Source organism: Agaricicola taiwanensis, from assembly GCF_014635245.1.
Lineage (GTDB): Bacteria > Pseudomonadota > Alphaproteobacteria > Rhizobiales > Methylopilaceae > Agaricicola > Agaricicola taiwanensis.
On the sequence record NZ_BMCP01000001.1, the window covers coordinates 169,912 to 189,266 of the forward strand.

The window sequence follows — 19,355 nt, forward strand, 5'->3', positions numbered from 1 at the left end:
ATCTAACGCGATGTCAGAAACGATAGAATTCACACGCGGCGAGCTCGTGTATGAGGATCTCAAGAAGCGGATCATTTCGCTGAAGATCGAGCCGGGAACGCCCCTGCAGGAAGCCGAGATCACGAAGGCCTACGACGCGAGCCGCACACCTGTCCGCGAGGCGCTGGCGCGGCTCAGTCATGAAGGTTTTCTGGTTCGGTGGGGGCGTGGCTACCGTATACGCAGCTTTTCCCCCCTGGAGGTCAAGGAGCTTTATGAAGTCCGCGAAGCGCTTGAAAAGATGGCGGTTCGCCTGACCATCGAGACGTCGTCGCCGGAGAAGATCAAGACCATCGAGACGCAGCTGGAGCACTATCAATCATTCATCGAGAGCAACGACATCAACGCTTTCAACCTGCACGCCAACTCGTTCCACATGACCATCGCCCAGCTGTCGGGCAATCAGAACCTGCTTGAGCAGTTGACCACGATCCACGAGAAAGTGCGCCTTATCAGTGCTCGTTATCTCCTTCGCTCCGAAAGTATACAAAACGCCTTTCTGGAACACTCGCGCATTTACAACGCGATTCTGAGGGGCGATGTCGTGGTCGCTGAAGCTGCGATGCGCGAGCATATTCAGGAGGTCATTGAGTTCTTTCGGGCTCAGGCCTGAGCTGGCGAGCTGCTGAAGCTCACCAGCGGCCCTCAGCGTTGCGCCTGAGCCCCATCCGGCTGTCCGGATGGGCGTTCTTCGTTGGAAGCCGATGCTGAGGCGGCCCGGTCGGGTGTGACCCTCCACACCGTGTTGGATAGGTCATCGGCGATGATCAGCGCGCCGCGCGGGTCCACCGTCACGCCAACCGGTCGACCACGGGCCTTTCCGTCCTCCGTCAGGAAGCCTGTCGCGAAATCAACAGGATCCCCGGCAGGCCTGCCGTCGCGGAAAGGCACGAAGATGACCTTGTAGCCCGCCGGCGGGGTTCGATTCCAGCTTCCATGCTCGCCGATGAACACGCCGTCGGCGAATTGCGCACCCATTTCCGGCGTTGAGAAAGCGAGCCCAAGCGCCGCGACATGTGAACCAAGACTGTAGTCGGGCCGGATGGCGGCGGCCACCTTCTCAGGGTCCTGCGGCTGCGCGCGCGGATCCACATTGTCGCCCCAGTAGCTGTAAGGCCAACCATAGAAGCCGCCCTCCCTGACCGACGTGAGGTAGTCGGGAACGAGGTTAGGGCCGATCTCATCCCGCTCGTTCACCACGGCCCAGAGCTGACCGGTGCCCGGCTGGATGGCAAGCGCCGTGGGATTGCGAAGGCCGGTTGCGTACTGCTTGTGCGCGCCGGTCTGCGCATCGATCTGCCAAACCACAGCGCGATCGATCTCCGCCTCCATCCCGCGTTCGGTGATGTTGCTGTTGGAACCGATGCCGACATAGAGGAAGCGGCCGTCAGGGCTTGCCGTCAGGGCCTTCGTCCAGTGATGGTTGATGGCCGAGGGCAGATCCGTGACCTTGGTCGGTGGCCCGCTCGCCTCGGTCTGGCCATCGGCATAGTCGAAGCGCACCAGCGAGTCCTGATTGGCGACGTAGATGGCGCCATTCACCAGGGCCAGCCCGTATGGCGCGTTCAGGCCCTCGGCGAAGATGCCGCGCATCTCGTAAGTGCCGTCGCCATCGGCGTCGCGCAGCAGCGTCAGGCGGTTTCCGCCGCCGACATCCGTCTTTCCCTGGCTTTTGATGTAGTTCGCGATGACGTCCTTGGGCCTCAAGGCGGGAGCACCGCCGCCGGATCCCTCGGCAATCAGGATGTCACCGTTCGGAAGGACCAGCGTCTGCCGCGGGACGGCAAGCTCGGTGGCGATCGGAGCGATCCTGTAGCCATCGGGCACCGTGGGGAGATTGCCCTCCCATGCCACGGGAAGCGCGATCCTCATATCTGGCAGCAAGCCCCGTTGCGCCTCGGGAAGGTCGGGATTGGCGCCGTACTGAGCCGGCTCGGGCTCATCTCCGCAGGCGGTGAGCAGGGCTGCCACAGCGGCAAATAAAACGAACCGGCGCATCATGCATACTCCCTCGAACGGAAACCGGAATAACCGATCCAGGCCGCCACCAGCGCGAGCAGTGTCGTGATCGCCGACAGGTACAGGCCTTCCGGCATGATCGCCCAGGCGTCCTTCGCGTGGACGAGCGCGTTGATGAAGCCAAGCACGAACATGGCCAACAGAACGACGAAATACATCAGGGGTTGCAGGCCGCGGGTCCCTCGGAAGCGGATCAGGTCGACCAGCGCCCAGAGCATGGCGAGGCCCCCGCCGAGAAGCCCCCCGGCAATCAACCACGATGAGAAATTCGACCACTGGATCTGGAATGTGTTCCAGTAGGCGAGATCGCTCACGAGCGCGCCCAGGAACAGGGGAAATGGAAAGGCGAGAAGAATGGCGTGGATAGGGTGGAGCGACCTCCCATACCTCGGAGCGGCTATCGCGACCATAGATGGATCCCCTCTTGAACCGGCAGGAATATCGAACCTGGGAATCTAAGGCAGGGTCCTCGGAAATCCAGAGGAGCGATCCGAAAGGCGAGATAGCACCCCGAGGCGTGAGGCCGCCTATGGGATGGTAGAGGAATAGCCGCTCCGCCGCGGCAGGCGCAAAAAGCCCCGGGAGGTCCGGGGCTTTTGCCGCTTGAGAGCCGAGGGGCCTGTATTACGCTCTGGGCGGTCCGATCAGCTCCCGGCGGACCGCTTCCATGTCTCGTATTCTACATATTGCAGGCCCGCTTTCGCCAACCCGTCGCGCATGTTGTAAAGATCAAGACCGAGTGTGCCGGATGCCAACTTCCGGCGCTTTTCGTCCTCATTGGCCACCCGCTTGTCGGCGGCTTCGGTGACCCATTCGGCATCATGCCGGGGCACGACAACGACACCGTCATCATCCGCGATGATGGCATCGCCCGGATTGACGAGAGCACCGGCGCATACGACCGGCACATTGACCGAACCGAGCGTCGCCTTGACCGTACCCTTGGCGTTCACGGCCCGCGACCAGACCGGGAACCCCGCCTGGGTCAGTTCCTGCACGTCCCGGCAACCGGCATCGATGATGAGGGCACGCCCACCCTGCGCCATCAGCGACGTCGCCAGCAATTCACCGAACATCCCATCCTTGTTGTCGGTGGTGACGCCGACCACCAGGACATCCCCCGGCTTGCACTGCTCGATGGCGACATGGATCATCCAGTTGTCGCCCGGCTGCGCCAGCACCGTCACCGCGGATCCCGCAATGCGGGCGCCGGGATAGATCGGGCGCATATAGGGCTTCATCAGACCGAGCCGGCCGTAGGCTTCGTGGACGGTGGCAACGCCATGTTTGCCAAGACGCTCGGTCAGTTCAGGTGCAACACGCGGCGGATTGACGACAACGACGGGCTTCATGCCAGTTCCTCCAGAACCATGGGAAACAGCCGCTGATAAGCCTCGCCATAGGTCATGGCCTTGCCGGAGTTGCGGCCGCCCTGCATGCCGCGCTGCAAGGCGACGCGGGTGTAATATTCCCAAAGGTGTTTTTGTGCTGCCAGGACCTGGAAGGCCTCGTACTTCTGCTCCCAGACCTCGTCGATGTTGAGGATGACATTCGGCTTGAAATTGCACATTTCAGGCTGATGCGGCTCGAACAGGAACACCGGAGGAGCATTGTAGCTGTAGTCACCGCCGGGTTTGTGGCCCATGGCCTGCGCGATGATGCGCGCCTCCTGGGCAAAGCGGGTCGCCTCCGGATGATCGACATTGTAGGGGTCCTCGAGCGAATGCGTGAGGACGAAGGAGGGATTGAGCTCGCGATAGATGTCGATCAGCCGGTCCAGCATCTCTGGTGTAACCCGCAGCGGATAGTCGCCGGCATCGAAGGATTCGATCTCCGCGCCGAGGACGGCCGCCGCCTTTTCCGCTTCGCCGCGCCGCGCCGCCTTCACCTCTTCCAGCGTCTGGCCTCCCTTCTTCCAGGCGAACTGGCTCTCGCCACGCTCGCCGAAGGACAGGCAGACGATCTTGATGCGGTAGCCGCGCTTCGCGTGCAGGGCGATGGCGCCTCCCGCCCGCCAGACGAAATCACCGGGATGAGCCGTAACGACGAGGCCCGTCTTCTGCGTTGTCATTGTGCCTTCTCCTTGTGTGGCGCCCGCATGGCTTGTTGGTGATCAGGAAAATGCGCTCTCGGGCACGAGCACGGCGCCATCCATGAGCGCGCGGGCCGTGCGCAGCAGACCGGCCCGTGCAATGACCGGCTGATCTGGCGTGCCCTCCACTTCGAGCCGCACCGTGAATTCGCCGGTGGGATGTTCCACCGACATGGTCTTCACGGCGCCTTCGGGAATCCGCGCAACGTCATGGGCTGGCGAGCCCGGCAGGACGCAGGCCGTTGCGACCGATACGGCGGCGAAGACGCCAATGGAGCTGTGGCATTCATGGGGGATGAAACTGCGCGTGGCGATGCTGCCACCCGCCGCCGGAGGAGCAACCAGGGTCATCTTGGGCACGACCTTATTGGTGACATCACCGAGATTCATCATGGGGCCGACCTTGAGGCGCACCGCCTCGATGCGGGTTCGCATCTCCTGATCCGCCATGAGTTCGGCGGGACTCTCATAGCCGGTCTTGCCGAAGGAGGACGCCTTCATCAGCACCACCGGCATGCCGTTGTCGATGCAGGTGAGCGGGATACCATCGACCACATCGACGGCGCGGCCGGTCGGGAGCAGCGCACCGCAGACCGAGCCCTCGGCATCGAGGAAGTTGATGGGAATCGGCGCCGAGGTCCCCGGCACGCCATCGATGCGGGCATCGCCCTGATAGTTGACGCGACCTCCCGGCGTCTCGATCTGCAGTTCCGCGATGGTGCCGGTATTGAGGGTGCGCACCGTCACCATCGTGACGTCGCCGGCCGGCACGACCAGACCGCGCTCGATGGCGAAGGGGCCGACACCCGCGAGGATGTTGCCGCAATTGGGGGTGGTATCGACCTTGGCCTCCTTGACCGAGACCTGGGCGAACAGAAAATCGATGTCGATCCCCGGCTCCTCCGAGCGAGAGACGATCGCAACCTTGCTGGTGAGGGGATGTGAGCCGCCCATGCCATCGATCTGCCGAGGATCGGGCGATCCCATGGCTGCCAGCAGGACGGCATCGCGGCCGGCGGGATCGGACGGTATGTCGGTGGCAAGGAAATAGGCGCCCTTGGACGTTCCGCCACGCATGATCAGGCAAGGGATGGCACGTTGCATGTCTGCGCTCCTCAATGGGCGATGATCTTGGAAAGGAAGGCGCGGGCCCGCTCCGTGTCCGGGGCTTCGAAGAACTGAGCGCTTGGCCTGTCCTCGACGATGCGCCCTTCGTCCATGAAAACGACCCGGCTGGCGACCCGCCGGGCAAAACCCATCTCGTGCGTGACCACCACCATGGTCATGCCCTCGCGCGCCAGCGAGACCATGACGTCGAGCACTTCATTGATCATCTCGGGGTCGAGCGCTGACGTCGGTTCGTCGAACAGCATGGCGATCGGGTCGAGCGCCAGCGCGCGAGCTATGGCCACACGCTGCTGCTGCCCGCCCGAGAGATTGGCGGGATAGGCATGGGCACGCTCGCTCAGCCCCACCTTCGCCAACAGTTCCAGACTGCGCGCCCGCGCCTCTTCGCTTGAGCGCTTCAGCACATGGGTCTGCGCCAGCATGACATTCTTCAGGGCGGTCATGTGCGGATAAAGCTCGAAGCTCTGGAACACCATGCCGATGCGGGCCCGCACCGCCGGCAGATCCGTCGAGCGGGCGCCAACCACCTTGCCCTCGAACATGATGGTGCCCGACTGGTAGGGCTCCAGCCCGTTGATCGTCTTGATCAGCGTGCTCTTGCCTGATCCGGAGGGACCACACACCACAACGATCTCGCCGGGCGCGACCTTGAGCGAGCAATCCCGCAGGACCGGGTTGGCGCCATAGCTCTTTGACACATGATCGAGTGAAATAAGGGGAAGGGAGTTCATGGAGGATCGCTTTCAGCTTCGGATGGCGAGCCGCGCGTAAAGCAGGCGCCCGACGAAGGAGAGGAGAGAGCAGACGACGAGATAGGTCAGCGCCACACAGCCCAGAATGATGACGGGCTGGAAGTCGCGGGCGTTCACCAGAAGGGCGCTGCCGGTCAGTTCCCGCACACCGATGACGGAAGCGACCGACGTGAATTTGAGCAGCCGCACATACTGGCTGAACAGCGGCGGAATGGCGCGGCGAATGGCCTGGGGCAGCACGATCAGACGAAACACCTGACCCGGCCGCAGACCCGTGGCCAGACCGGCTTGGGTCAGTCCCGGCCGCACGGCGCGCAGCCCGCTGCGGAACTCCTCGGCGAGATAGGAGGCAATGAAAAGGGAGAAGCCGAGGCTGGCCGCGGCGAATGCCGTGGTGCGGTAGCTGAACAGGGCCGGCAGTGCGAAGAAGCAGATCAGGAGCATCACCAGGAGCGGAATGCCGCGCACCGTCTCGATATAGAGCGCGGCAAGCGCCCCCAGCACCGGCACCCGCCGATAGCGCAGGATCGCCAGGACGAGACCAAGGATGGTCCCGCCCAGGATGCCGATCACAGCCAGCAGCAGCGTCATGCGCAGCCCTTCAAGGAGGAAGGGCATATTGGCGAGGATGACGTCAAACATCGGACACCTTGGCGACGGCAGGAGGCTCGCGCAGGCCGGGAATGCTCATGAGACCACGGGTGACCAGGGTGACCAGCGCCAGATAGAGCAGTGCGATGGTGATGTAGACTTCGAAGGTCCGGAACGTTTGTCCTTCGATGGAGCCGGCCTGATAGGTCAGCTCGGCCACCGCGATAACGGAAGCGAGTGACGAGTCCTTGATGAGCTGAGACGACAGGCTGGCAAGGGACGGTGCGATGTTGCGCAGGGCCTGCGGGTAGATCACCAGCAGGCGAACCTGCCACGGCCTTAGCCCGGAGGCCTCGGCCGCCTGCGTTTGCCCGCGGGAGATGCCGCCGATCCCGGCGCGGACGACCTCGGCCACATAGGCGCTCGAATAGAACGTCAGGCCAAGAACCGCGCAGAGGAATGGCGGCAACCGCAGGAAAGCGAGCGCCATGTACCAGAAGTACATGTGGATCAGGAGCGGGACGTTCCGCATGCATTCGACGAAGACCCCGGCCACCAGCCTGCCCGCGCGGGAGCGGGACGCGCCCAGTGTTCCCACGATCAGCCCGAGGCAGAGCGCCAGGACCAGCCCCGCGAGAGACAGCAGGATGGTGGTCAGCAGCCCGTCAGCGATGAGCTGACGGTTCTGCCATATGGGAGTCCAGTCGAACTGATAGGACATGATCCGCTCTTCGATGTCGGGCTATGGGATCAGGGCCAGATCTCAAGGGGAACGCGGGGCTCCTCGCCGAACCACTTGGCGTAGAGCTTCTGATATTCGCCCGACTTCCACAGGTCCTGCAGCGTCTCGTTGATGATGTCGCGCAGGGCAGAGTCACCCTGCCGGACACCGATGCCGAACGGCTCGGAGCTGAAGATGTCCCCGACGATCTGGTAATCCTTGTTCTCCTTGGCGAAGCCTTGGAGGATGTTCAGGCTGCCGGTCAATGCATCGGCACGGCCCTGCACGAGGGCGAGCCAGGCACTGTTGTAGTCCTTGAAACCCACGAGCTTGGCCTCGGGAGCAGCGGCGGCAATGTTCTTCTCCAGCGTCGTGCCCTGCTGTACGGCCACCTGTTTGCCGGCCAGGCTGTCGACGCCCGTGATGTCGCTACCGGCCTTGACGATCAAGGCTTGTCCGCCGGTGTAGTAGGTGATCGAGAAATCGATGGTGCGGTCACGCTCGATGGTATGCGTCATGGATGCCGCCACCACATCGACATTGCCGCTGACCAGCATGGGAATGCGGGTCGGCGAGGTGACGCTGACGAATTCCACGGGCACACCGATCTTCTCGGCAACCTTGGTGAGCAGATCGAGATCGAAGCCGGTGGGCTTGTTCCCCTCGCCCAGGAAGCCGAACGGCGGCGTGTCGAATTTGACACCCGCGAGCAGTTTGCCGCGGCTCTTGATCTCTTCGACCGAATTTGGCGACTGCGCCATCGTCACCGCCGGCGCCATCACGCCGGCAATGATCAGACTGGACAGACCCACGAAAAGCAGTTTGCGCATGTTCATCTCTGGACCCCGATTGTCTTGGGTTGGTTTTTGCTAGGCAATCCGGCCTGTTCGATGCGCGCCAAGGCTTCATCCAGATCGGCATCGGAACAGGTTACGGACAATCGGAGGTGCCCCGCACCGGCCTCTCCGAAAGAAGATCCCGGCAACACCGCGACATCGACCGTGTCGAGCCAGTGGCGTGCGATCTCGATGTCGTCGCCGGCGATTGCGGGAAAGAGATAGAAGGTGGCCTCGGGAAGCGGACAGCTGATGCCCTCGATGCCGTTGAGGCGAGCGGCGGTGCGTTTTTGCCGCGCCTCGAAGGTGGCGCGATAACCGGGCACGATCTGATCATAAAGGCGAAGCGCCTCGAGACCGGCGGCCTGGATGAACCCTGGCACGCAGTAAATCGAATGCTGGATGAACTTCACCACCGCCTTCGACGCGCCTGGCGGAAGGGCGAGATAGCCGAGGCGCCAGCCGGTCATGCCAAAGGTTTTCGACATGCTGTCGACCACGAAGGTGCGTTCGCGCATTCCCTCGATGCCCTGCATGGACGGGAAAGTCCCGTCATGGATCAGATCACGATAGACCTGATCGAAAATGATCCAGAACCCGTGCTTGCGCGCCAGTTCGGCAACCTGGCGCAGCTCGGCCTCGGGCAGAACGCGCGCGGTTGGATTGACTGGCGAGTTGAGGATGATTGCCTTGGTGCGCGGCGTGATCGCCCTGGCCAGCGCCTCGACATCGATTGTATCAAGCATGGCCAGAGGGACGGGCCTGCCGCCACACATGCGCACGCAGGGACCGTAGCTGACCCAGCCGGGAACGGGGACGATGACCTCGTCATCCGCATCCACCATAGCCATGAGCGCGGCCATGAGGGCGAACTTGCCGCCCGGCGTTACGATGATGTCGGCGGGATCGTAAGTGGCACCGGACAGCCGGCTCTCGCGCTCCACGATGGCATCACGCAGGGCAAGGCTGCCGGCGGAAGGTCCATAGTGGGTGTCGCCGTCATGCATGGCGCGCGTCGCGGCCTCGATGATGCGCGGATCGGTGTCGATGTTCGGGTCACCGCTGGACAGACCGAGGATCTTTCGGCCGGAGGCCCGCGCGACACGGACGCGTTCGGTCAGTTCGACCGTGGCCGACGGCTTCAGTGAGGAGACGCGCGCGGATAGTTGGGGTGCGGAGAGCATGGTCAATCCTGAGCAGGCATGGTTTCAGCGGAAAATGAAGGCAGCGCCACCACCGGTGCGCGGAAACCGGCCGCGGCAAAGGCAATGAGCTCCTGCACCGCGCGCTCCGTATCGGAAGGATCGCACGCACTGCCGGAAATGATCTGGATGCGCCCGGGATTGGCCAGGGTGTAGTACTGGGCACCGAGGAGAAAGTGGAACCGCCAGTAGAAATCCTGGCGGGCGAGATGAGTGAGCTCGGCCATTAATGCCTCCACGAAGGTTCCCGTGACGGCGTTGAAGTGTTTGGCGACCAGTTGCTGCGACAGATCCGCCTGTTCATGTGCGATCGCAGCGCGCAGCCGCATGAAGCGACGGGCACGCTCATCGCCATCGGGCGGCATCAACGCGGGCCGCAGGTAAGCGTCCAGGATCTGCTCGAGCATCGGCGGACGGCCCTGCCCCGGCCTGCAAGCCTCCAGGAGGCGCAGCCGTTCGGCATTCATCACCGAGCAGTGCATTTCGAAAATCCGCTCGAGGAGCACCTCCTTCGAGCCGAAATGATAGTGGACCGCCGCGATGTTGGCGCCGCATGCCCGCGTGATCGAGCGGAGCGACACAGCGCGATAGCCCTCTTCGGCAAACATTTCCTCTGCCACTTCGAGAATGCGGGTCGGCGTGTCCACACGGGCCTCAAACAGATGATTCAATCGACCGTTTGAAACCACTGTTTGAAGATCGTGTCAATCACGATGTGCGCGGGGAACACGGACGCCAGTGGGCGCGGCTTAGGCACGAAGGTCGCAGAGACCGAGATCGGGTGAGGCTTGTGCCGCCGGGATCGCTGGCGCTTCATGTCCGTGCGAAGGTTGGGGATTCGCGGAATTGAAGGGGGGTTGGATCCTGAGACAAGGATCCATGACCGTCTGCTTTCCAAACGATCATCGTGGGATCGTGAGTGGCAGCATAGACAAGACAATGATGGAGGAAAGCCGATGGATGACGCCCTGAATTCGATTGTCGAATTCATCCTGTCGACGAGCGAGAACAGCATTCCAGCCGATGTGTTGGAAAAATCCCGGGACCTCATCATAGACACACTGGGATGTGCCATCGGTGGCCGCGTTTCAAGAGCCTGTGCCGCCTCGCGGTCCTACCCGGCACTTCCGACGCCGGAGGGATCAGGTGCTGTCATCGGTGAAGCCGGAGACTATCCGGTCGAGATCGCCGCTTTCTGGAATTCCGCGGCTTCGCGCTACCTCGACTTCAACGATCTCTATCCACCCATCGGCCATCCCAGCGATATGATCGGCGCGCTGGTCGCCGCCTCTAAGCCCACGCGGGCGTCCGGCCGGAGGATACTTGCCGCCAATGCCATTGCCTATGAGGTTTTCGCGCGTCTGTCGGAAACGGTGCTGGCCCGTCGATCCATGAGCCTCGACTACGGCTATGGGATCTGCATCGGCGCGTCTGCGGGATTGTGCCACCTCTATGGTCTCGATAGGGCCGCGACCGAAGCCGCGATCGCCATGGCGGCCACCAGCGGCATTCAGTTGCGGGCAAACCGCGCGGGTCAGCTGTCGGATTACAAGAGTGTCCAAACCGCGGTCAGCGCGAAGGATGCCGTCTTCTTCACGCTTCTCGCCCGCGCCGGCCTGACCGGCCCCTCAGCGCCCTTCAGCGGCCGGCATGGCATCATGGAGCTTCTGGATGGAAAGGCCGCACCGCTCGACATCGACAGCTTTGACAGCTGGAAGATCTTCGGCGCCTGTCTCAAATATTGGCCGACGACCTACAATACGCAGGCCAGCGTCTGGGCGGCACTGAAGCTGCGCGACATCGTTTCCTGGGAAGAGATCGACAAGGTTACATTGTTCACCTCGCGTTTCCTCCATCACGAATCGGCCAGCGAGCCGGCAAAATGGGACCCGAAGACGAGAGAAACCGCGGACCACAGCCTGCCCTATATTTTCTCACGGGCCATGCAGCATGGCACCATGAACGTCGGAAGCTACGAACCAGAGGCCATCGCCGACCCTCAGGTGAGGGTGTTGATGAACAGACTGAAGGTGATCGTGGATGAAGAGATCGACGCCCAATGGCCGGCAAGGATCGGCCTGAGGCTTGAGGCGGTCACCAAAGATGGGGCGGTTCACAGGGTAGAGAGCTTTGATCCCTTGGGGCACGAGCGCAATCCCATGTCGGCTGAGGACATCTCGCGGAAGTTCACGACCTTGGTTGCGCCCTACCTCGGCGCGGATTTGGCCTGCAAAGCCCTGGAGATCGCCTGGAGAATGGATGAGCTGAAGTCTTTCAACGATGTCCTGAAGGCCCTTGTCCCCCAAGCCGCCTAGAAAAACTCTATCCACGGGCGCCTTTTGACTTCCGCGGATCAAGGCCTTTATGGTCGCACACATCCTGAACGTCACTCGTCCCGTACCAACTTGCGCTGAAGCAAGACGGCGTTCGTCGCGAGCCAGAGGAGGCCAAGGCGATTTTACGCCCGATCGCACATCTGACCTTGAGTGCTTTCTTCAGTTTCATGGTGTCGGCAGCCGGAGCGGCGGAACTGTCGATCGTGTCTGGTGGCGTTGGGCGGGATATCCAGACACTCCGGGCCAATCTCGATATCTTTGAGAAAAGGACCGGGCACCGCGTCAGCATCGTCGAGATGCCGTCCTCGTCCACTGACCAGTTCGCCCAGTTTCGGCTGTGGCTGGCAGCGGGCAATGCGGATGTCGACGTCTATCGCACCGATATCATCTGGGCGCCCCAGCTTGCCAATCACCTCCTCGACCTCTCGCAGTATGCGGAGGCCCGCCAGGCTGCCGGGGAGCATTTTGAGTCCATCATCACCTCGCAGACCGTTGATGGCCGCCTGGTGGCGCTGCCGTTTTACACCGATGCTCCGGCTCTGTTTTATCGCACCGACCTGTTGGAAAAGTACCACCTGGAGGTGCCGAAGACCTGGGACGAGTTGGAAACGGCCGCCAAGACCATCCAGGATGGCGAGCGCGCTGCCGGTGCCGGAAACTTTCACGGCTATGTTTTTCAGGCAGCGGCTTACGAAGGGCTGACCTGCAACGGTCTTGAGTGGATCATGTCACACGGCGGCGGGCAGATCGTCGAAGCCGATGGCACGATCTCCATCAACAATGACAAGGCCGCCGCTGCCATCACCCGGGCAGCATCATGGATCGGCACCATCTCGCCGGAAGGTGTGCTCGGCTACCAGGAGGAGGAAAGCCGCGGCATCTGGCAAACGGGGAATGCCGCCTTCATGCGAAACTGGCCCTATGCCTATGCCCTCTCGGGCAGCGACGACAGCGCGGTGAAGGGCAAGTTTGGCATCGCACCGCTCCCCGCCGGCGAAAACGGCTCCGTGGCCGCGCTCGGCGGTTGGAACCTGGCGGTCTCCGAATACACCTCCGAGCCCGACGCCGCGGTTGAACTCGTCCTCTTCCTCACCGGTGTCGAGGCGCAGAAAACCCGCGCCATCGGGAACAGCAGCCTTCCGACACGGCCGGCGCTTTATGATGATCCCAAGATCCTTGAAGCCCAGCCCATCGTCGGACAATGGCGGGAGGTGTTCGCCAATGCCGTTCCCCGCCCTTCCGCCGTGCTGGGCAGTGACTACAACGAGGCATCCAAGGACGTCTGGGATGCCATCCACCGGACGCTCTCGCACCGTGACGACGTCCATCAGAATCTTCTTCGGCTGGAAGCGCGGCTGCGGCGGCTGAAAGGAGCGGGATGGAAATGATCCATCCGCACGGCCGATGAGGACAGAACGCACCATGGGCGCCAGCAGGCGTCGTGCCGCTCTCCTCTTCCTCGCACCCATGCTGCTGACACTGGCACTGGTGGCGGGCTGGCCGCTAGCGCGCACCATCTGGTTCGGCTTCACCGACGCTTCCCTTACCGACCTCGACGGCGCCGCCTGGATCGGCCTTGGCAATTATCTGGACTGGCTGCCCTATGGTGATGGCAGCGGCGAATGGATCGGTCTCCTGGTCGATCGCCAATGGTGGCGCGCCGTATGGAACACGCTTGTCTTCACCTTCGTCACTGTTTCGGTCGAAACCGCGCTCGGCCTTGCCATCGCGCTGGTTCTCAACGCGGATTTTCCCATGCGCGGTGTGGTGCGGGCGGCCGTGCTGGTGCCCTGGGCCATCCCCACCGTGGTCTCGGCCAAGATGTGGGCGTGGATGCTGAACGACCAGTTCGGCATCATCAACGACCTCGGCATGAAGCTCGGCCTTCTGTCCGCACCCGTCGCCTGGGTGGCATCGCCCGATACCGCCATGGTCGCCGTCATGCTGGTCGACATCTGGAAGTCGACGCCCTTCATGGCCCTGCTCATCCTGGCCGGTCTGCAGATGATCCCGCGCGACATCTACGAAGCCGCCAGGATCGACGGCGTCAATCCGATCATGACCTTCTGGCGGGTCACGCTCCCCCTCGCGGCGCCAGCCATTCTGGTCGCAGTGATCTTCCGCGCGCTCGACGCCCTCCGGGTCTTCGACATCGTCTATGTGCTGACACCCAACAATTCCGAGACCCGGACCATGTCGGTGTTCGTGCAGGAAAATCTCTTCCAGTTCGACCAGTTTTCCTACGGTTCGGCAGCCTCCACGCTGCTGTTCCTGGTGATCGCCATGATCACGCTCGCCTATATCCGGGCCGCCCGGCTCAATCTGGATTGAGGACGCACATGGCAACGATCCGAAAGATCGCCTTTTGGCTGTTGGTGGCGCTGATCCTGCTGTTCACCCTGTTTCCCTTCTACTACGCGGTTCTGACATCGCTGGAGTCGGGCACCGCACTCTTCACGCCGAACTATCTCCCCGAGACGTTCGATCTCTCCAACTACCGCCAGGTGCTCGGCCGAGGTGCCTTCCCCACCAATGTGCTCAACTCCGTCCTGGTGGCGGCAGCGACCGTCGCCATCTCGCTGTTTCTCGGGCTGACGGCATCCTTTGCCCTGGCGCGGGTTCCCTTTCGTGGCCGCAAGCTCCTGCTGCTCACCGTTTTGTCGGTGTCCATGTTCCCCCAGATCGCCGTGCTGGCGGGCCTTTTCGAGGTGGTGCGCGCCTTCGGGCTCTACAATTCTCTGTTCAGCCTGATCATGAGCTATCTCATTTTCACTCTGCCCTTCACGGTCTGGGTGCTGACGACCTTCATGCGCGACCTCCCGGTGGAGATCGAGGAAGCGGCCATCGTCGACGGCGCCTCGCCCTGGATCATCGTCACCCGCGTCTTTCTCCCGCTGATGTGGCCGGCGATGGTGACCACCGGCCTCCTCGCGTTCATCCAGGCCTGGAACGAATTCATCTTCGCGCTGACCTTCGTCTCCAGTTCCGACACGCGCACGGCGCCGGTCGCCATCGCCATGATCTCCGGAACATCGGCGCAGGAAACGCCCTGGGGCGCCATCATGGCGGCTTCCGTCGTGGTGACGGCGCCGCTCATCATCCTCGTCCTCATCTTCCAGCGCCGCATCGCGGCCGGTCTCACCGCCGGCGGAGTGAAGGGCTGATCGAACGTCCAAAGGGGCCACTGCCGCCATGGCACAGCTGACACTCAAGAACATCCGCAAATCCTTCGGCAAAGCCGAGGTGATCCATGGCATCGACCTGGAGATCACCAAAGGCGAACTGGTGGTCTTCGTCGGCCCCTCTGGCTGCGGCAAGTCCACCCTGCTGCGGCTGATCGCCGGGCTGGAGGAGATCACGGCGGGGGAGATGCTGTTCGACGGTCGGTCGGTCAACAACCTGCCGCCGAAAGAGCGCGGCATCGCCATGGTCTTCCAGTCCTATGCGCTCTATCCCCACATGTCGGTGTTCGACAATATGGCCTTCGGCCTGAAGCTCGCCGGAAGCGGTCGCGAGGCGGTCAGGGAGCGCATCATGGAGGCCGCCCGGCTTCTGGAGCTGGAATCCATGCTCGACCGCAAACCGCGCGAGCTTTCCGGTGGCCAGCGCCAGCGCGTCGCCATCGGGCGGGCCATCGTGCGCAACCCGCGTGTGTTCCTGTTCGACGAGCCGCTGTCCAACCTGGACGCCGCCCTGCGCGGCCAGATGCGGGTAGAGATCGCGAAACTGCACGAGCGCATGACCGATACCACTATGATCTACGTGACCCATGATCAGGTGGAAGCCATGACGCTCGCCGATCGCATCGTCGTTCTGCGCGACGGTCAGGTGGAGCAGGTCGGAACGCCCATGGAGCTCTATCTCCGGCCGGCAACGCGCTTTGTCGCCGAATTCATCGGCTCGCCCGCCATGAACATCGTGCCGGCCACTGTCACGGATGAGGGAAAGGTACTGCCGCGAGGCGCCGCCGCCCCGGTTGCCCTAGGCGCATCGTTGAACGGGACGTCGCTTGGCCTCGGCGTTCGCCCGGAAGATCTGACCATCGCGCAAGACGGCGCGCCCTCGCTTTTCGAAGGCCGGATCACGCTTGTGGAACACCTCGGCGAGACCCAATTGGTGCACCTCGACGTGGGCAACGACGCTCCGCTGATCGTCAAGCTGCCGCGCACTGCGGCGGCAGAGCGCGGTCACATGCTCCGCGTGTCGGCACCGCGGGAGACGTTGCACCTGTTCGACGACACCGGCCGCGCCGTTCGCGCGGCGTAATCCGGCGCGCGCTGTTCAAACCGCTCAGCACTTCCGCACAATGCGTGAAAGTGGGCCGGCCGCAATACAGCGAAAGCCCTCCGGGTCAAACGCAAGCTCGGGACGTCTTGCGAACAGGCCTGTCAGCGCCGCCTGTATGTAGCGGGTGCCATAGCCGGTTCCCGACGGCACAACGACCAGTGGCCCGCCCGTCTCGGTCCAGGTGATGGTCAGATCCGGGTCTGAACTGGGGGAAAGCTTCCATTCCAGCCGGACATGTCCCTCGGCCCGGGACAGGGCTCCATATTTGATAGCGTTCGTCGCAAGCTCGTGAAGGCAGAGCGCCAGGGTCGTCGCGGCCTCGCGCGAGAGCAGGATATGGGGACCGTCAACGGAGACGCGGGGCAGTTCCCCGGAACGATAGGGCGCCAGGGTCGAGCCGACGACATCCGCGAACGGCACCTCCTCACCACCGGCGAGGAACACCGTGGAGTGGACGTTGGACAGGGCGGTCAACCGTCCCCGGAAGTCCTCCGACAGCTCCTCGATGGTTGTGGCGCCGCGTCGGGTCATCTCGAAAATGGACATTACGCTGGCGAGAATATTCTTCACGCGATGATTGAGCTCGAGCCGAAGCTCCGTCTCCCGCTCGAGATAGTCACGGACCTCGCGCTGACGGTACCTGGCCAGGAGCGCCGACTGAATGCCGCTGATCAGCTCCAGGGCAGCCACGGGTCGTTGATAGAAGATCTGGCGGGAGCGTGGCCATGCTGCGCCAAGCGCAGCCTTGATCCGCGATTGGGATGCGGCGCGGTCCACCAGAACGATGATGGGTATTTCCGACCAGTTTGGCTGATCGCGGAGGAAGTCTGCGATGGTAGCGATCGCCGCGGGATCGAGCGCTTCATGCGTAACGACCAACGCGCCGGGAGACTGGGCCAGCAGATCGGCCAACTCCGCAGGGCTTGTCGCGCGTCCCTTTATCTTGTGCTCGTGAAGCAGGGACGCCGTATAGGATGCGTCTTTTCGATAGGGAGCCAGAATGAGAACCCAATCGAGCGGCCCTAATCCATTTTGCTCAAAGTCGCTCACGTCTCTGGCAAGGGATTATAGGCGACGACCGAAACACCGGAACTCGCGATGGAAAGTTCCCGGACGTCCAGATCGTGCGGACCATGGCGTTTCTTAACCACCGTAATGCTGCGCCTCAGCCGGCCCTCATGCTCCATCATCCGAAGGAGAAGCACGGTATCGCCCAGGAAGCTCACATCGACATCAATCCCGACATTCTGCCCCAGCAGACCGTGCTGCGCGACGATGAGGATGGTCAATACATCGGCGCGCGCGAGATGCTTCAGAAGCGACTGAATGTCGAGCACCGCCTTTTCGCGATGCGGCAGCGAATTCAAATATCCGGTGAAGCTGTCGATGACCACGACCCGCGTCTTGTTGCGGTCGACGACCTGCTGGACGATCTTGCTGAACTCCCCCGGAGAAACCTGATTGGGGCTGAAGTCATAGATGACGAGCTGACCGTCCTCGTAGAACTGGCGAAGGTTCATGCCTAAACCTTCGGACCGGCGAAAGAAGGTTTCGAGCCTTTCCTCGAACAGGAAGAGAGCGACACTTTCGCCACGCTGCAGGGCAGCGGTCGCATAGAGGGACGCCATCGTCGATTTGCCGGTGCCGGACTGACCAATGACGAGCGTAATGGTGCCGGACTCCTGCCCGCCGCCAAACATCTCATCGAGGGCTTCCACCCCCGATTTGATCAACTGCGGCTTGGTAACCTCGCCGCCGGAGCCGGGCACGATCCTTGGGAACACGACGATGCCTTCACCTTCGCGAATGGCCATATCGTGATAGCCATCGGCGACGGCGACGCCACGCATCTTGCTCACCTCGATGCGCCGCCGCACCGCGCCGTATTCCTCGAGCTCCTTATCGAGGCGGATCACGCCATGGGCGATGCCCTCGATCTCCTCGCCGTTGTGGTCGCCGCCGCTGGTTTGCGTGTCGAGCAGGAGCGCCACGATCCCGCGCCTGGCGAGAAAGGCCTTGAAGCCGATGAGCTCGCGTCGAAAGCGAGGCGCGTCGCCGGTGATCAATCGGATCTCAAGGAGCGAATCATAGACCAATCTATGGGGCTTGTGCTCCTCGATCGCGCTCTCGATCGCCTTCCGGGTTTCGTCCAGCCGAAGTTCCGAGGTTTGAAAGATCGTCTGATCGGCGGCGCCGTTCACCGTTTCCGAAGCGGAGAGCTCTTCAATGCGTATTCCATCGAGCGTCCATCCGTGGGACGATGCGATGGCTTGCAGTTCGGCCGCGCTTTGCGAGAGGCTGACGTAGATGCAACGCTCTCCCGCCTCTACGCCGGCACGCAAAAACTGAAGCGCGGCGGTTGTCTTACCCGCTCCCGGGTCGCCTTGCATGATGTAGAGGTTTGCAGCGGGCAATCCCCCGCGAAGAATATCATCAAGCCCGGCTATGCCAGAGCTTACCGTGGGCTGCCTTCTTCCCTCCATCGTAGCTGCCTTTGCTTTCATCGACCGGGGGGAAAGCTACAGGCCGATGCCCAGGCTCACAGGTCGGCATGTGTGCCTCGAGGCAACGATCTCTGCTCTGAGATGGCAGCCGATTATCCAACAACCCACCGTTTGTCTAAATGAAGCACCGGTTCGAGGCAAGAGACACAGATGGCGGCCGCAACGCGTCACAATGCCAGGAGCATGGCTGGAAGAGACAGCCCACGTCCTGTCTAGGGGCAAGCACAGCGGGGGGTAAGGTTTCCGGCTGAATTCCGAAGTCGCGCGATCTGCCGCCCGCGACTTACATCGCCGGCGGCACCAGATGCCGGCACCGGTCCGCCTGGCCGGCCAAGGCCTCCACCGCCTCCGTAACCCGTCTGGTTCGGGCGTCGAGGCCGCGGCGGCCGGCATAGAATTTGACGACCTTCATGACGACCTGCGCCAAAGGTTCATCGGAGGGCCGGCGGTCCCCGCCTTCCATGGCACGCATGATCAGTTCCTGCTCGACCATCTCGGCGGTGATCTCGGCATCAGAGATTTTTTTCCGTGCAAAGGACAGGGTTTCAGGGGGCACGGAAGCCACGCCCTTCTTCAGATCCCGCCGCAGCTGCCGCAGGGGCAGTATCGCGCCCTCCCGCCAGGGATCGACGGTCGTTTCGACCATTGCGAGCAGCGCCTCGTCGACCGCAAGCCCCTGTGCTCTGCGATAGGCGCACAGAAGCATGACATTGACGTCGACGCCGCAGGTGTCCTGAAGATGCAGGCAGGCGTCGGACACGCCCGCACCGCCATAAACGGCCAGCGAGAAGGCCCAATGCGGACCTTCCCGGTTCACCTGAACATCGCCGCCGCTCATCGTTTCACCT

The 19,355-nt window shown here is 62.6% G+C and carries 20 protein-coding genes; 6 read left to right on the plus strand and 14 right to left on the minus strand.

Going from position 1 to position 19,355, the window contains the following annotated elements:
- The first annotated feature begins 10 nt into the window (after positions 1 to 10).
- The gene (locus IEV58_RS00820) at positions 11 to 652 is read left to right on the plus strand and encodes a GntR family transcriptional regulator (RefSeq protein ID WP_188407777.1); all 642 of its coding nucleotides are present in this window, start codon (positions 11 to 13) and stop codon (positions 650 to 652) included.
- A gap of 32 nt (positions 653 to 684) precedes the next feature.
- On the opposite strand, the gene IEV58_RS00825 is transcribed toward IEV58_RS00820, so the two are convergent.
- The 11 genes from IEV58_RS00825 to IEV58_RS00875 all read right to left on the minus strand — a co-directional run bounded on the left by IEV58_RS00825 (position 685) and on the right by IEV58_RS00875 (position 10,027).
- Positions 685 to 2,040, minus strand: a complete 1,356-nt coding sequence (locus tag IEV58_RS00825) for a PQQ-dependent sugar dehydrogenase (RefSeq protein WP_188407778.1) — start codon at positions 2,038 to 2,040, stop codon at positions 685 to 687.
- Positions 2,037 to 2,468, minus strand: a complete 432-nt coding sequence (locus IEV58_RS00830; protein WP_188407779.1) for a DUF2231 domain-containing protein — start codon at positions 2,466 to 2,468, stop codon at positions 2,037 to 2,039. The genes IEV58_RS00825 and IEV58_RS00830 overlap by 4 nt, the downstream gene beginning before the upstream one ends.
- Before the next feature lie 234 nt (positions 2,469 to 2,702).
- The gene (locus IEV58_RS00835; protein WP_188407780.1) at positions 2,703 to 3,410 is read right to left on the minus strand and encodes a 4-carboxy-4-hydroxy-2-oxoadipate aldolase/oxaloacetate decarboxylase; all 708 of its coding nucleotides are present in this window, start codon (positions 3,408 to 3,410) and stop codon (positions 2,703 to 2,705) included.
- Positions 3,407 to 4,129: a PIG-L deacetylase family protein gene (locus IEV58_RS00840; RefSeq protein ID WP_188407781.1), complete on the minus strand. Its 723-nt coding sequence runs from the start codon at positions 4,127 to 4,129 to the stop codon at positions 3,407 to 3,409. The genes IEV58_RS00835 and IEV58_RS00840 overlap by 4 nt, the downstream gene beginning before the upstream one ends.
- A 42-nt stretch (positions 4,130 to 4,171) precedes the next feature.
- Positions 4,172 to 5,254 carry a 4-oxalomesaconate tautomerase gene (locus IEV58_RS00845; RefSeq protein ID WP_188407782.1) on the minus strand — a complete coding sequence of 361 codons (1,083 nt, stop codon included), beginning with the start codon at positions 5,252 to 5,254 and terminating at the stop codon, positions 4,172 to 4,174.
- Between the two features lie 11 nt (positions 5,255 to 5,265).
- Complete coding sequence (locus IEV58_RS00850) at positions 5,266 to 6,009, minus strand: amino acid ABC transporter ATP-binding protein (protein WP_188407783.1); 744 nt, start codon at positions 6,007 to 6,009, stop codon at positions 5,266 to 5,268.
- A 12-nt stretch (positions 6,010 to 6,021) separates the two neighbouring features.
- Positions 6,022 to 6,672 carry an amino acid ABC transporter permease gene (locus IEV58_RS00855; protein ID WP_188407784.1) on the minus strand — a complete coding sequence of 217 codons (651 nt, stop codon included), beginning with the start codon at positions 6,670 to 6,672 and terminating at the stop codon, positions 6,022 to 6,024.
- On the minus strand, positions 6,665 to 7,342 hold the full coding sequence (locus IEV58_RS00860; protein WP_188407785.1) for an amino acid ABC transporter permease: 678 nt from the start codon (positions 7,340 to 7,342) through the stop codon (positions 6,665 to 6,667). Before IEV58_RS00860 ends, IEV58_RS00855 begins: the two co-directional genes overlap by 8 nt.
- Before the next feature lie 29 nt (positions 7,343 to 7,371).
- Positions 7,372 to 8,172: a transporter substrate-binding domain-containing protein gene (locus IEV58_RS00865; RefSeq protein ID WP_188407786.1), complete on the minus strand. Its 801-nt coding sequence runs from the start codon at positions 8,170 to 8,172 to the stop codon at positions 7,372 to 7,374.
- A 2-nt stretch (positions 8,173 to 8,174) separates the two neighbouring features.
- Positions 8,175 to 9,362 carry a pyridoxal phosphate-dependent aminotransferase gene (locus IEV58_RS00870; protein ID WP_188407787.1) on the minus strand — a complete coding sequence of 396 codons (1,188 nt, stop codon included), beginning with the start codon at positions 9,360 to 9,362 and terminating at the stop codon, positions 8,175 to 8,177.
- 2 nt (positions 9,363 to 9,364) lie between these two features.
- Complete coding sequence (locus IEV58_RS00875; RefSeq protein ID WP_188407788.1) at positions 9,365 to 10,027, minus strand: TetR/AcrR family transcriptional regulator; 663 nt, start codon at positions 10,025 to 10,027, stop codon at positions 9,365 to 9,367.
- 309 nt (positions 10,028 to 10,336) lie between these two features.
- On the opposite strand from IEV58_RS00875, the gene IEV58_RS00880 reads away from it, so the two are divergent.
- From IEV58_RS00880 to IEV58_RS00900, 5 genes are all read left to right on the plus strand, one after another.
- Positions 10,337 to 11,695 (plus strand): MmgE/PrpD family protein, encoded by a 1,359-nt coding sequence (locus IEV58_RS00880; protein ID WP_188407789.1) that lies wholly within the window; start codon positions 10,337 to 10,339, stop codon positions 11,693 to 11,695.
- 167 nt (positions 11,696 to 11,862) lie between these two features.
- Positions 11,863 to 13,104, plus strand: coding sequence for an ABC transporter substrate-binding protein (locus tag IEV58_RS00885; protein WP_229729097.1), 1,242 nt, complete (start codon positions 11,863 to 11,865; stop codon positions 13,102 to 13,104).
- Between the two features lie 34 nt (positions 13,105 to 13,138).
- Complete coding sequence (locus IEV58_RS00890; RefSeq protein ID WP_229729098.1) at positions 13,139 to 14,047, plus strand: carbohydrate ABC transporter permease; 909 nt, start codon at positions 13,139 to 13,141, stop codon at positions 14,045 to 14,047.
- A gap of 8 nt (positions 14,048 to 14,055) precedes the next feature.
- The gene (locus IEV58_RS00895) at positions 14,056 to 14,880 is read left to right on the plus strand and encodes a carbohydrate ABC transporter permease (protein WP_188407791.1); all 825 of its coding nucleotides are present in this window, start codon (positions 14,056 to 14,058) and stop codon (positions 14,878 to 14,880) included.
- A gap of 28 nt (positions 14,881 to 14,908) precedes the next feature.
- Positions 14,909 to 15,982, plus strand: a complete 1,074-nt coding sequence (locus tag IEV58_RS00900) for an ABC transporter ATP-binding protein (RefSeq protein ID WP_188407792.1) — start codon at positions 14,909 to 14,911, stop codon at positions 15,980 to 15,982.
- Positions 15,983 to 16,006: 24 nt separating this feature from the next.
- On the opposite strand, the gene IEV58_RS00905 is transcribed toward IEV58_RS00900, so the two are convergent.
- The 3 genes from IEV58_RS00905 to IEV58_RS00915 all read right to left on the minus strand — a co-directional run bounded on the left by IEV58_RS00905 (position 16,007) and on the right by IEV58_RS00915 (position 19,345).
- The gene (locus IEV58_RS00905) at positions 16,007 to 17,053 is read right to left on the minus strand and encodes a sensor histidine kinase (RefSeq protein WP_188407793.1); all 1,047 of its coding nucleotides are present in this window, start codon (positions 17,051 to 17,053) and stop codon (positions 16,007 to 16,009) included.
- Positions 17,050 to 18,507 carry a DUF7125 family protein gene (locus IEV58_RS00910; protein WP_308790732.1) on the minus strand — a complete coding sequence of 486 codons (1,458 nt, stop codon included), beginning with the start codon at positions 18,505 to 18,507 and terminating at the stop codon, positions 17,050 to 17,052. Before IEV58_RS00910 ends, IEV58_RS00905 begins: the two co-directional genes overlap by 4 nt.
- A gap of 283 nt (positions 18,508 to 18,790) precedes the next feature.
- Positions 18,791 to 19,345 carry a TIGR02444 family protein gene (locus tag IEV58_RS00915; RefSeq protein WP_188407795.1) on the minus strand — a complete coding sequence of 185 codons (555 nt, stop codon included), beginning with the start codon at positions 19,343 to 19,345 and terminating at the stop codon, positions 18,791 to 18,793.
- Positions 19,346 to 19,355: the final 10 nt, after the last annotated feature.